General features: G+C 30.0%; 14 protein-coding genes and 1 riboswitch. Of the genes, 13 read left to right on the top strand and 1 reads right to left on the bottom strand.

What is annotated here, in order from left to right:
• Positions 1–2 precede the first annotated feature (2 nt).
• The 10 genes from LGK95_RS10510 to rfbD all read left to right on the top strand — a co-directional run bounded on the left by LGK95_RS10510 (position 3) and on the right by rfbD (position 10,455).
• Entirely contained in the window at positions 3–1,040 is a 1,038-nt protein-coding gene (locus LGK95_RS10510; RefSeq protein WP_226124740.1) for a glycosyltransferase family 2 protein, read from the top strand.
• A 65-nt stretch (positions 1,041–1,105) separates the two neighbouring features.
• Complete coding sequence (locus tag LGK95_RS10505) at positions 1,106–2,293, top strand: polysaccharide pyruvyl transferase family protein (protein ID WP_226124739.1); 1,188 nt, start codon at positions 1,106–1,108, stop codon at positions 2,291–2,293.
• A 20-nt stretch (positions 2,294–2,313) separates the two neighbouring features.
• The gene (locus LGK95_RS10500) at positions 2,314–3,831 is read left to right on the top strand and encodes a lipopolysaccharide biosynthesis protein (RefSeq protein WP_226124738.1); all 1,518 of its coding nucleotides are present in this window, start codon (positions 2,314–2,316) and stop codon (positions 3,829–3,831) included.
• Positions 3,832–3,875: 44 nt separating this feature from the next.
• Complete coding sequence (locus LGK95_RS10495; protein WP_226124737.1) at positions 3,876–4,964, top strand: acyltransferase; 1,089 nt, start codon at positions 3,876–3,878, stop codon at positions 4,962–4,964.
• Positions 4,965–4,994: 30 nt separating this feature from the next.
• Positions 4,995–5,918 carry a UTP--glucose-1-phosphate uridylyltransferase GalU gene (galU, locus tag LGK95_RS10490; RefSeq protein WP_226124736.1) on the top strand — a complete coding sequence of 308 codons (924 nt, stop codon included), beginning with the start codon at positions 4,995–4,997 and terminating at the stop codon, positions 5,916–5,918.
• Positions 5,908–7,098 carry an acyltransferase family protein gene (locus tag LGK95_RS10485; protein ID WP_226124735.1) on the top strand — a complete coding sequence of 397 codons (1,191 nt, stop codon included), beginning with the start codon at positions 5,908–5,910 and terminating at the stop codon, positions 7,096–7,098. The genes galU and LGK95_RS10485 overlap by 11 nt, the downstream gene beginning before the upstream one ends.
• Complete coding sequence (locus LGK95_RS10480) at positions 7,099–7,980, top strand: beta-1,6-N-acetylglucosaminyltransferase (protein WP_226124734.1); 882 nt, start codon at positions 7,099–7,101, stop codon at positions 7,978–7,980.
• 25 nt (positions 7,981–8,005) lie between these two features.
• On the top strand, positions 8,006–8,698 hold the full coding sequence (locus LGK95_RS10475) for a YveK family protein (protein ID WP_226124733.1): 693 nt from the start codon (positions 8,006–8,008) through the stop codon (positions 8,696–8,698).
• A gap of 21 nt (positions 8,699–8,719) precedes the next feature.
• Positions 8,720–9,397: a CpsD/CapB family tyrosine-protein kinase gene (locus tag LGK95_RS10470; protein ID WP_226124797.1), complete on the top strand. Its 678-nt coding sequence runs from the start codon at positions 8,720–8,722 to the stop codon at positions 9,395–9,397.
• A gap of 224 nt (positions 9,398–9,621) precedes the next feature.
• Positions 9,622–10,455: a dTDP-4-dehydrorhamnose reductase gene (rfbD, locus tag LGK95_RS10465; RefSeq protein WP_226124732.1), complete on the top strand. Its 834-nt coding sequence runs from the start codon at positions 9,622–9,624 to the stop codon at positions 10,453–10,455.
• Positions 10,456–10,505: 50 nt separating this feature from the next.
• On the opposite strand, the gene LGK95_RS10460 is transcribed toward rfbD, so the two are convergent.
• Positions 10,506–10,781 carry a hypothetical protein gene (locus tag LGK95_RS10460; protein ID WP_226124731.1) on the bottom strand — a complete coding sequence of 92 codons (276 nt, stop codon included), beginning with the start codon at positions 10,779–10,781 and terminating at the stop codon, positions 10,506–10,508.
• Positions 10,782–10,869: 88 nt separating this feature from the next.
• Positions 10,870–10,953, bottom strand: a riboswitch (cyclic di-GMP riboswitch).
• Between the two features lie 246 nt (positions 10,954–11,199).
• Here LGK95_RS10460 and LGK95_RS10455 point away from each other — a divergent pair.
• From LGK95_RS10455 to LGK95_RS10445, 3 genes are all read left to right on the top strand, one after another.
• Entirely contained in the window at positions 11,200–11,892 is a 693-nt protein-coding gene (locus LGK95_RS10455; protein ID WP_226124730.1) for a YveK family protein, read from the top strand.
• A gap of 11 nt (positions 11,893–11,903) precedes the next feature.
• The gene (locus LGK95_RS10450; RefSeq protein ID WP_226124729.1) at positions 11,904–12,671 is read left to right on the top strand and encodes a tyrosine-protein phosphatase; all 768 of its coding nucleotides are present in this window, start codon (positions 11,904–11,906) and stop codon (positions 12,669–12,671) included.
• A gap of 86 nt (positions 12,672–12,757) precedes the next feature.
• Positions 12,758–13,429 carry a CpsD/CapB family tyrosine-protein kinase gene (locus tag LGK95_RS10445; RefSeq protein WP_226124796.1) on the top strand — a complete coding sequence of 224 codons (672 nt, stop codon included), beginning with the start codon at positions 12,758–12,760 and terminating at the stop codon, positions 13,427–13,429.
• Positions 13,430–13,896 lie beyond the last annotated feature (467 nt).

Below are 13,896 nucleotides of genomic sequence, written 5' to 3'. Positions count from 1 at the left end.
AAATGAAATTAAGTATTATTATCCCGGCATACAATGTAGAGAAATATATAAAAAAAACAATAAATTCTCTTATTGCCCAAACTAAAAAAGGGTTCGAAATTATCATAGTTGATGATGGTTCCACAGATAATACTTTAAAAGTAATTTCCGAATGTATAGAAGAAAATAACTTAGATTATTGTAAAGTAATCCAAAAGGCAAATGGTGGAGTAAGCACAGCTAGAAATGAAGGAATAGAAGCAGCAAAAGGTAAATACATAATGTTTTTAGATGGAGACGATTATGTAGATAAAGATACAGTAGAGCACATATACAAAAACATTGATGAAGTTGGAAAAGATGTTCTGTTTTGGGGATGTAATATAGTTGATGAGAATGGATCTGTCTTACAAAACTATTCTGATGTTTATAAGTTAAAGCAAAAAAATATGACTGGCACAGAAGCATTAAATAATATGATTAACTATAAGAATATGTGGTTATATACAGGAAGTGCAGTTTACAGAAAAGAATTCTTAAGCCTTTATAATTTAAGATATAAAGAAGGCTGTGCTAATGGAGAAGATCAAGAATTTACAATTAAATCATTATCCAGAGCAAAAACAGTAGCTTTTATAGATAAAACTCTTACGTGTTATGTGATGAGGGGAACATCTATATCTAACAGTTATAATATAAAACGGTTCGATGCAATGTTTGCAATGCAAAGAACGTACAAATACATTGATAAATTAGGAGATAGTGAATTAGAAATAATATCTGCAAAAATGAAGAATGAACATATGGTGGACAACTATATATATAATTTTGACTGTTGCTTAGATTGTATTTATAAAAACGGTGCATTTAATAAAGATAGTTTTAAAAAATTATATGATGATATTGAGAGAGATTATCCTACATTAAACAGAGAAGTAATTTCTATCATGAAAAAATATAGTGGAAAGAACATTAAAATATTATTTAAGGTTAAAATGTTTTTAACATCACCACAATTGTATAGTGGAATATTTAAATTGAAGAATAAAATAAAGAAATAAAGAAATAAAGGAATAAAGATAAAAAAATATTAACAAAAAATAGATAAATTAAGCGAGGTTAAAATATGAATATATATGTATATAACTGTCCTAACACATTTAATTACGGATCTATGATGATGGGAGAAAACTTTGTAAGTTACTTCAATAAAATAACAGGTGAAAAAAATAATTATTTTGTTGAAACTGATGATGAAGTGAATATAACAAGGTTACGAGAAGCTACAGAAATTAATGAAATTTATCCAGTGCTTCAGAATTCTCTTTTTAAAGAGGGAACAAGTAAAAAAGACTATATCTGTGGTTATTTAAGAATGAAAAATATAATTTCGGATTTCATTAAAAAGATAGATTTAGTAGTTGTACTTGGTGGAGATGATTTTACCGAGGATTATGGATGGAAAAGACCTATAGTTAATGGAATAAGATTTAACATATTAAAAAGAGAAGGTTTGAAAGTTGTAATGCTAGGACAAACTATGGGACCTTATGAATCTTTTAGAAAACCAGTGATGAAATATCTTTTAAGTAAAATAGATAAAATATATCCAAGGGATCCAATTACATATAAATACCTTGATGAGCTCGGATTAAAGAATATAGCAATTACAGATGATTTAGCTCTTTTAACCCTATCTAAACAAGAAGAGAAAAAGCGAACTAAAGAATTCATAACATATTGCCCAAGTGAGCTAATATATAGATTTTCAAAGGAAGGCAAAAGACCGGAATGGATCGATTTTAATTTGTTTATGATTGATAAGATAATGGAGAAGTATCCAGATAAAAAAGTTGTTATACTTGCTCATGTTATAAAGCCAGAAACTGTAGACGATAGAATTATTGCAAATGAACTTTTTGCTTTAGTTAAGAATAAATATAAAAACAGAATCATTATTGAATCAGGTGAGATGTTCCCATATCAAGTAAGAAACTATATACAACAATCTTTAATTACTATATCAAGCAGAATGCATCCAGTGGTTTCGTCCATTCAGTGTGAAACACCAGCTATAGCATTATCATATAGTTCTAAGTATTGGGGCATTATTGGAGAAAGATATGGTTTAGGGGATTATATAATAGACGTTAGACATTTAACTTATGATGAAATGAAATCAAAATTTGTTGAATTATTAAATGTTATTGATTCACAATATGACAAAATACAGAAAAAAATGAGTGAAAAAAATAAATTAGCAAATGAAACTATTATGAAGACATTAAAGGAAATTTCAGGAACTAATTTTTAGGGGAATTGGGGTAGATAGATTTGGCAGTTAATCAAAGAAGAGCAGGAATAGTTTTATCTTATGTATCAATGTTCTTTAGTATAGTTATAGGACTTATATATGTACCTATGCTACTACACTTTTTAGGTAAAGAACAATACGGATTGTATCAATTAATGGGATCTTTAATTGCATATATGGCAGTTATGGATTTTGGATTATCGAATACCATAACAAGATATTATTCAAGGTACCTGGCCTTGAAAGACGAGGAGAATCAATCAAATGTTTTAGCTATATCATGTATTATATATGGCATCATAACAGTGGTTGTACTAATCGCAGGTGTTATTATATATTTTAAGTTAGGTGATATATTTGGAAAATCATTAACAGTAGATGAGCTTGTAAAAGCTAAACAAATTTATATTATACAGATGGTAAATATAGCTATAACAATTCCTTCAAATATATTTACTGCGGTTATAAATTCGCATGAAAGATTTATATTTGTTCGTGGATTGTCAATTCTTCAAACTGTGCTTCAGCCATTTGTTGTAATTGCTGTTATGTATTATAAAGCAGATGTAATAGGACTTGTTATAGTAATATCAGTATTTAATATTGGTACAATACTTATTAAAATTTACTATGCAATGTTCAAGATAAAAGCGAAAATAAAACTATATTGCTGGAACAAAGTTCTTGTAAAAGAAATGACGATATTTTCATTCTTCATTTTCTTAAATATGGTTATAGATCAAATTTATTTTAAAACAGATCAGATAATCTTAGGAATCGTAGCTGGAACATCAGTTGTAGCGGTATATTCTATAGCATCTCAATTGGATCAGTACTACATAAACTTTTCCTCAAGTGTTAATAGCGTATTCTTGCCTCGAATAGCAGCGATTTCTGCAAAAACTGAGGATATGACTGAGATAAATAGCATGTTTAATAAAGTAGGTCGTATACAGTATGCCATTATGGCAATGCTTCTATCAGGATTTATAATATACGGCGAAAGTTTCATAGTGTTTTGGGCAGGACCGGATTTTAAAAATGCCTACTATATGTCGTTAATAGTTATGGTTCCACTGCTTGTACCATTAATTCAAAGTATGGGAATTGTAATAATACAAGCAAAAAACAAACATGCATTTAGATCGAAAATGTATTTTGCTATTGCATTATTTAATGTTGCATTATCAATACCACTTGCTAAAATGTATGGAGGAATTGGATGTGCTATTGGTACAGGCGTAGGGCTTGTTATTGGTAATTGGTTTGTAATAAATATTTATTATCATAAGGTAATTGGAATTGACATAAAAGCATTTGCAAAAGAAATTTTTGCGATGACGCCACCAATAGCAATAGTCATGGCTATTGGAATAATTACAAATCATTTTATAGCATCATCAAACCTTTTAATTTTGGGAGTTAAGATAATAGCATATGTATGTATATACTCCGTGCTAATGTGGTATATGGGTCTTAACGACTATGAGAAAAATATATTTGCGGGTATATTTAGCAAAGTTAAAAAGAAGAGGTAATATGATTGATATAATAGATAAGAAAAAATAGTAACTAAAATGAGGTGTCAACTATAGATGAAATAATAGTTAAAACTAAACAGAAGGATAACTATTTTGAGATTATAAGAGCTATTTGTATAATATGCGTTATGCTCATTCACTGTCAGAACGGAATTGAATATGAAGATTCACCGCTGTTTTCATTTAATTATGATTACTGGTTAATATTTCGGCAATTTGTCAATTTCCCTGTTGCGGTTTTTGTGTTTCTAACAGCATATTTTACGAATATTACAAAAGTAGAACAAAAGCCATTAAAGTATTATGGGAGTAGAGTGAGGCGTCTAGTAATTCCTTTTCTCGTTTGGTCTATACTTTATTCTATTATTAATATAGCAAAGGGTGGCTTTAACGTAGATGTTACAAAGATTATTTTTAATATAGTAACAGGGCAAGCATCAACGCCGCTATACTACATTGTTGTTTTGATTCAATTAGTAATAATTACGCCTTTACTTATAAAATGTTTAAGAAACAAGTATTTGAATCTAGTGGCATTGTGCATAACGCCAACTTTTTTAATTATAATGTACGCATACACATACATTACAAAGGATCAAATACCGTTTTATGCAACTGTTTTTCCTGGTTGGTTTTTGTTTTACTACATAGGATTGCACGTAAAACTCAATGGATTTAAATCAAGAAAAAAAGATGGAGCAGGATCTAAAAATGTTTCCAAAGCTTTGATTATAATGGGATGTGCTTTACTATTTAGCATAATTGAATGTTATGGTATGTTATATTTGAAATTCCCAGTGGGATTTGCATCGAGTCAAGTTAAAATATCATCGTTTTTATATTCTTTTTCATTAATAAATCTTATTTTTGCAGTGAAAGGGAACAAGATTATTACAAAAGTAAATTTTGTTACAAGGATCGGTAATTACTCATATGGAATCTTTTATGTGCACTGTTTCTGGATTTTGATTGTTAGTAAGGGGATGTCATATATACCATCCATTCATAATATTTTACCGGTTTATCAGCTAATTGAACTATCAGCAATTTTAGTACTAAGCATGCTTAGCATAATAGTAACAAATAAAATTATTGGGAACAAACTAGCGAGTAAATATTTAGGGTTTTAGCATGAAATTGATTAAAAGGGGATGTATTATATGAAAGTAAAGAAAGCAATTATACCAGCAGCAGGACTAGGAACAAGGTTTTTACCAGCAACGAAGGCATTACCAAAAGAAATGTTACCTATAGTTGATAAACCTACAATGCAGTATATTATAGAAGAAGCTATAGAGGCAGGAATTGAGGAAATATTAATTATTACAGGAAGAAATAAAAAGTCTATTGAAGATCACTTTGATAAATCAGTAGAGCTTGAGTTAGAACTTGAAAATAAGCATAAAGATGGCCTACTTAAACAGGTTAGAGAAATATCAAACATGGTAAATATACACTTTATAAGACAAAAGGAACCTAAAGGACTTGGACATGCTATCAACTGTGCACGAGCATTTGTAGGTAATGAACCATTTGCTGTAATGCTAGGTGATGACATAGTTGATGCTGAAACTCCTTGCTTAAAACAGCTTATGGATTGTTTCGAGGAAAAGAATGCAACAATCGTAGGAGTTCAAGAAGTAGAGAGAAAAAATGTAGATAAATATGGAATAGTTGATGGAGTACAACTTAGTGATAGGGTTTATAAGGTAAATAACCTTGTTGAAAAACCAGGAGTAGATGTAGCACCGTCAAACGTAGCCATACTTGGTAGATATATAATAACTCCAGAGATATTTGATATATTGGATAATACGAAACCTGGTAAGGGCGGAGAAATTCAGTTAACGGATGCTCTAAAGACATTAATAGCAAGGCAAGATATGTATGCATATATATTCGAGGGACGTAGATATGATGTAGGTGATAAACAAGGATTTCTTGAAGCTACTGTAGAGTTTGCTTTAAAAAGAGATGAGTTAAAAGAACCATTTATGGCGTATCTTCAGACTTTGAAAGACAACGATAAGTTTAGTGATTTATATAAGAAAGTAGCTGCGAAAAATGTAATATATGGAGACTAAGAACTTTGAATTTACCAAAACACATACTCAAATAGCCAAAGGAATTGCAATTATCCTAATGATGATTCATCACTTATTTGCATTCCCGGATAGAATACAAAATGTGTCATATGTATCTATGATGCCACTTTTTACACCAAGTGTTTTGCCAGGGAATAGTATTGAGTTTTTGTTAGGTGACTTTGGAAAGATATGTGTAGCAATGTACCTATTTCTAAGCGGATATGGACTGTACATAAGTTCCACTAAAAAAGAGAATTTTACATTTAAGGATTCAGTCCATAAGATGATGAAGTTTTTGATAAACTATTGGGTGATTTTTATAATATTCGTTCCAGTAGGTCTAGTGTGGTTTAGTGATAAGCCAGCATATCACTTTAACATAATTATATTTATGAAAAACTTATTCACTTTAAGTTATTCATATAACTATGAGTGGTGGTTCGTTCGCTTGTATATAGAGTTATTATTGCTTTTTCCACTTATAAAACGTTTGTTAAAAAAACAAATTAAATCTTCACTTATGTTATCTTTAGGGTTGTATCTTGTGTCAATCGGAATGGAAGCAATGCCAAAGATTCAACCAGGATTATCATTTTTGGAGAAAAATTTTATATATAATGATATACAACAAATTTTGTTCTGGCAAATGACATTCTGTTTAGGATGTTTAGCCTCGAAGTATAACTTATTTAGTCTTATAACAAAATGGTTATCTAGTAAGAAGTTAGATAGAAAATCATTTTATATTATTATGATTTTAGTTATCATGATAATTAGAGTTGGGTTCTCATATGCATTTGAAATAATCGGAAAAGGGAATTCTTCATATGTTGATTTTATATTAGCACCAATATTCGTATTATTTTGTGCGAATCTTGTTTATAAAAATGAAAGTTCAAATAAAATATGCCGAAATAGAATTTGCCACAATTGGAGTGAAAATATATTTTTAGCTTTGGGGAAACATTCCACAAATATATGGTTAGTTCAGAGTTTCTTTATCTTTTATTACTTTCAAACATTAGTATTCTTTCCGAAGTTATCTATATTGATTGTAATTTGGTTAACTGTTTTATGCCTTGAATCGTCTATGACTATTAATTTTATAATAAAATGGACATCAAAGGTCCTACAGGATAGAAATCAAAAGAAGAAAGAAAAGGAGGTACTAACTTAAATGGAGATAGCTTATTGCATAATTTGTCATAGGAATACAAAGATTTTAAGAACAACCATTGGTATTTTATCAAATGGCAATAACAACATATATTTACATGTAGATAAAAAAGCAGATATTAAAGATTTTAATGAGTATAAAAATAAAGTTAATTTTATTGAAGGTAATATAGATGTTACATGGGCTAGCTATTCTCAAATAGAATGTATGCTCCTTTTACTAAGGGAGGCATCCCGAAAGAAGTATGATTATATATGCTTGTTATCTGGAGATTGTTTACCTCTAAAAAATAATAATGAAATCAAAGATTTTTTCTCTAAAAACAATGGGAAAGAATTTGTAGGAATACAAAAAGAATGTAATAGGAATGAGTTAGAAAATAATATTAAATATGAACATAAGGGTTTATGTTTTAAAAGAAATAAAAGTGTTCTCCAATCTATAGTTTTTAAAATACAAAGTAAGATTATACCACTCAGAAGGAGCAAAGGATCCAAAATGCTTCCCAAGTTGTATAAAGGTCCTAATTGGTTTTGTTTAAGTGGAGGATTATGTAACTATATACTGGAGTTTTTAGAAAAGAATAAATGGTACCAGACTGCTTTTGAAAAATCTTTCTGTGCAGATGAAGTGTTTTTCCAAACTATAATAATGAATTCTAAATATAAGGATAAAATATATAAGTATGAGGTCAACTATGATGATAACCACATGGCTCTTAGATATATTGATTGGAATAGTGGTCCGCAGTATCCTAAGATATTAACAATAGATGATTTTGAAAACATTAAAATGAAGCAAAACTCTGATTGCATTTTTGCTAGAAAATTTAATGAAGATATAGATATAGATAATTATAAAAAGTCGTTTAACATAAAGTAATATTTTATATTAGGAGGAAATTTAGATGAATGAAGAAATGGATATTAGTATAAAACAAATTTTATTAATAATAAAACAAAGGTTATTGTTAATAATTTCTATAACTGTAGGAACTGTTATAATAGCTGGGATAATTAGTTTTGTTGTTATTAAACCAGTATACGAAGCAAAAACAAGTATTATAGTTGGCAAGCCATCCGGGAGTACCAGTGGTGTTGAGCAAAGTAATGATATAAAAATGTATCAGGATTTAGTTAAAACATATAGCGAAATTGCTACATCTGATCTAGTAGCACAAGGGGCAGTGGATAAGCTAAAGGGCAGCACAACCATAGGTAAGATAAAAGGTGGGATTACGGTAACTACTAAACCCGGAACCCAAATTTTAGAATTTGATGCCAAGGGTGACAATCCTAAAGAAGCATTTGATATTGCAAGTGCAGTAGCATCTTCCTTTATAAAATCCTCAAAAACTATTTATCCCACAAATGGAGTCATACAAGTTATGGATAAGGCGGTTATGCCAACAAGCCCTATTAGCCCTGACAAAAATCTCAACCTGTTAATTGGATTAATTTTAGGACTCATGATTTCAGCGGGAGTTGTGTTATTTCTTGAATATTCCAATAGCACCATAGTGACCGAAAGTGATGTAGAAAAATATTTAGACTTACCAATACTAGGAATAATACCAAAAGTAACAGATGAAATAAAATAATTAGGAAAGGTGATGAATCAAATGAAAGGGTTAGATTTAGTAACATATAAAAAACCTAATTTACCAATATCAGAGGCATACAGAACTCTTAGGACTAATATTCAGTTCTCCTCCTTTGATGAAAAGATTAGAACCATATTGGTAACTAGTCCCGGACCAGGAGAGGGGAAGACTACCACGTCTTCAAATTTAGCCATAGTTATGGCACAAGGTGGAAGCAAGACCTTATTAATTGATTGTGATCAAAGAAAACCAAGTGTACACAAGGTATTTAGATTCTCTAACGAAAAGGGATTATCTGATATCTTGGTGGATGAAAATGTAGAAGACATAGATAAATGTATTCATAAAACAAAATTAAAAAATCTTCATGTGTTATCTTCAGGTACAAGGCCACCAAACCCAGCGGAGCTTTTAGGCTCTACAAAAATGAAAAATTTTATTGAGCAATTAAAGGAAACCTATGATTATATAATTTTAGATACTCCTCCAATTGTTTTAGTTACGGATGCACAAATTCTAGCTCAATATACGGATGGATGTTTGTTAGTTATTTCGTCTGCAGAAGCAGAACGAGAAGCAGCCATTAAAGCTAAAGGACTTCTTAATAAAGTCAACGCAAAGATATTAGGAGTAGTCATTAATAAAATGGATTTTAAAAAGAGAGGCTTCTATAACTATAACTATCAATATAAATAAAGCGCAAAATTGAAAAGGTAAATAAAGTAGTAATAAAAACAAAAAATAATTACAATATAAGAGGTAGAAATTGCTAGTTAAGATATAAAATTAGCAATTTCTATCTCTTTATTCTTTAGATTTTCTCCAATTAATTATAAAAATGGGTTATAATTTATATTAAGTTAAATTTATAGGTGTACTTGTACAAGTAAGTGCATTATATATAAAGAGGAGAATGAATTATGAAGATATTAATCACAGGAGCTAATGGGCAGCTGGGAAGAGAACTGGCCAACCAATATAAGGAGATAAAAGGCATTGATTTAATACTAGCTAAGAGAGAAGATTTAGATATAACAAACGTACATAATGTATATAGTTTTGTAAATGAAATGGAACCAGATGTTATTATCAACTGTGCTGCACATACCGCTGTTGATAAGTGCGAGACTGAGGAAGACATGGCATACAAGATAAATGCGATTGGACCTAAAAACTTAGCATCAGCTGCAAACCAAATTGGTGCAGAAATTGTACAAGTGTCAACAGATTATGTGTTTGATGGTAATCTTAATAAATCACTAACAGAATTTGATCCAGTAAACCCACAAACTGTTTATGGAAAAACAAAGCTTGAGGGAGAGATACTAGTTAAAAACCACAATCCTAAGCATTACATAGTTAGAACTGCATGGCTTTACGGAGACGGCAATAACTTTGTAAAGACTATGATAAATTTAAGCAAAACTCATAAGACAATGAAAGTGGTAAATGACCAAAAAGGAACACCTACAAGCACAAAAGATTTAGCTAGGGTTATAATTAAACTTATTGAAGATAAGAATTATGGAGTATTTCATTGCACATGCAAGGGTGAATGCACATGGTATGAATTTACTAAAGAAATATTTAGAATAAAGGGCATAGATACAGAGGTTTCTCCTTGCACAACGGATGAATTTCCAAGACCAGCAAAAAGACCAGAATATTCAGTTCTCAGAAATTATATGCTAGAATTAACTACTGGGGATATAACTAGGACTTGGCAGGAAGCAATCAAAGAATACTTAGAATAAAAATTAGGAGCCATCGGTTATTTAAACTGATGGTTCCTACATAAAAAGGATTAAGATGGTCCTCTTAAAACTTCTCTTATTTCTTCAGTCATTAAATCAATCCATACACTGTATTTATCATTTCCACGAGTAGGGTGATAGGCCACCCAATTATTTGCTACCATTACATTTGTACGCTTAAAATATGGAAACCAATGTTTATCATATGTAGTATTCTTCCATTGGGATGAACTATCGGTAAATCCATTTAATTTACAATATTCTGTAAGCAATTTTTTACCTTGTTTAATTGATAATTTCCTTCTAAATAGCCCTTTAAAAAACATTCCTAACGCCTCCTAATAATTATTTTATTTATTTTCATAGCTTTTTATTTAACAAAGTAATAAAAAACAAAAAAAACCAACCTACATGTGTAGATTGGGTGGGTTGCACCATAAACTCCATACGTTCCAGGTGCCCAATTACAGAACGTGCTTCCTCGTTTCCCCATAAAATTACAAATAATCATATGGTTATATATTCTATATTATGTAGAGTAATACCTTCTAATTAAAGAAAGAATCATATTCTATTTTATATCTTATTTCGACAAATAAAGAGCAAAAGATTCTATTTTCAGAAAAAATAATAAAAAATAAAATCGATCTTAAAATTACAATAATTTATAAAAAATTATTATTTACCCAAATGGCAAATAATGATACAATATGTTCAGATGATTTTTACTAGGGGGAAATACAGATGAATGAAGAAATGGAAATTAGTCTTACAGATATTTTTGCAATAATAAGGGAAAAGCTATGGTTAATAGTTATAATCACAGTAGGGTTTACTTTAATAGCAGGTCTAATAAGTTTTCTTGTTATTAAACCGACATATGAAGCAAAAACAAGTATAATCGTGGGAAAACCACAGAGCACTGCAAGTGTGACTTCACAACTAAATGATGCAATGATGTATCAAAATTTGGTTAAAACCTACAGTAAAATTGCAGGATCTGATTTAGTAGCACAGGGAGCTTTGAACAAACTACATAGTAATCTAACTTTAAATCAAATTAAAGAGAGCATAACGGTTACTCCTGAAACTGAAACTCAAATTTTAGGAATTAGTGCTAAGAGTAAAAGTTCTGGAGAGGCCTTTAATATTGTAAATGCGATTTCGACCTCATTTATAGAATCTTCAAAAAAGGTTTATCCTACAGGTGGAGATATACAGGTTATGGACAAGGCTATTATGCCAACTGTCCCTGTAAGCCCCAATAAGAAATTAAATATGGCAGTTGGATTTTTACTAGGATTAATGGTTTCAGTGGGAATTGTGTTACTTCTTGAATTTTTAGATAACACTATAAAGACCGAAAGTGATGTGGAAAGATATATAGACTTACCAGTTTTAGGAGTAATACCTAAAAGGGTAGAAAGTATAAAATAGGCGGTGCTAAGATGATAGACATTCATAGTCATATACTTCCGGGCATTGATGATGGATCAAAAGACATGGAAATGAGCATTGAAATGTTAAAACTTGCTGAAAAAGAAGGGACTAAAACCATTGTAGTTACTCCACATTATGTAAAAAACATGTATGATAATTACTATGATGATATATTCAACTTGCATCAGAAGTTAAAGGTGGTTGCTAAGGAAGCAGGAATAAATGTAGAAATTCTTTTAGGTCAAGAAATAATGCTTAACAAACATGCACTAAAGTTGTGCAAACAGAAAAAATTAAGAGGAATAAATGGGACAAGATATATGCTTATTGAATTTCCTATGGATAAACTACCAAAGGATGCCTTGGATTTAATTTATGAGCTAAGGATTCTTGGTATTAAACCTATAATTGCACACCCAGAAAGATATGAATATATATATAACTCACCAACTAATATAAATGACTTTATAGATGAGGATTGTTTGTTTCAGATTAATACAGGAAGTCTACAAGGTATATTTGGAAAGAAAGTTCAAAGATGTGCCAAGTTGTTGGTAGGCTATGGATTAGCTAACTTTATAGCGTCAGATGCTCATTCTATAAATACAAGATGCCCAGGTCTTAGAAAAGGATTTAAAGTCGCTTCTGAAATAGATAGTGAAATAGAAAAAAAAGTATCCAGGAATTTAGAGCTTTTATTACTTGATAAAGAGATAGAAGTAAATAATCAAAAAATAATAAAAAAGAAATCTATATTTCAAATTTTTAAGCATTAATTTTTCTTTAAATAAAATAATTATTAAAGGTTGTGAAGCATTTGAAAGGGTTAGACTTAATAACATATAAAAAACCTAATTTGCCAATGTCAGAGGCTTATAGAACACTTAGGACTAATATTGAATTCTCATCCTTTGACAAAAAAATTAAAACTATTCTGATAACTAGTTCAGGACCTGGAGAGGGGAAAACTACAACTTCTTCAAATTTAGCCATTGTTATGGCTCAAGGTGGAAGTAAGACTTTGCTAATAGATTGTGATCAAAGAAAGCCAAGTGTACATAGGGTTTTTGGATTTTCTAATGCAAATGGGTTATCTAATATTTTAGTGAATGAAAATGAAGTAGACATAAACGTGAGTATTCAGAAAACTGTAGTACCCAACCTTCATGTTTTATCTTCAGGAACAAGACCTCCAAACCCAGCAGAGCTTTTAGGTTCTGAAAAAATGAAAAATTTTATTGAGGAATTGAAGAAAACCTATGATTATATAATATTAGATACACCTCCCATAACATTGGTTACAGATGCACAGATTCTATCACAGTATACGGATGGATGCCTTCTAGTTATTTCTGCAGGTGAAGCAGAACGAGATGCTGTTATTAAAGCTAAAGGACTTCTTGAGAAGGTTAATGCAAAAATATTAGGGGTAGTAATTAACAAAATGGATTCAAAGAAGAAAGGCTACTATAACTATCAATATGAATATGGTGAAAAGGGCAAAGGGCATAGTAGTAGAAAGAAAGCAAAATAATAAATACGAAATAAAGAGGTAGAATTTGATAGTTTAGATATTAAACTAGCAAATTCTATCTCTTTTTGATTTTAATGAGTTAGGTTGTATATTAAATGTTTTTTTTAATTACATAAAGAACGCAAGAAAAAAATGACCAATTTTTGCTATATATAAAAAAAGAAAATTACAAGAAAAGACATATTAAGTCGATAGATGTAGAATGATGAAGCGTTGATATACAACGTTTTAAAGGCATTTATATTCTTAAAACGCAATTTTAAAACCGTGAAATAATTAGAAATTTAACGTATACTGTACTTTATGTATATTAATGAAGTAATTTGATAATTATTGAATTTGCAGTAAATTTTGCAAAGCAATATAATAATAATCAGAGATTTTGTTGAAATTAGCTGAATTAAAATTAACAGTTTAGTTACAAGTTGGTTACGGGGAATAGGACAAAGTATAAGAAAAATATGAAA

Origin of the sequence: Clostridium algoriphilum, from assembly GCF_020443705.1 — a bacterium.
GTDB lineage: Bacteria > Bacillota > Clostridia > Clostridiales > Clostridiaceae > Clostridium_AD > Clostridium_AD algoriphilum.
The sequence above is the reverse complement of the archived record's forward strand: the minus strand, read 5'-3'. Positions and strand labels throughout refer to the sequence as shown.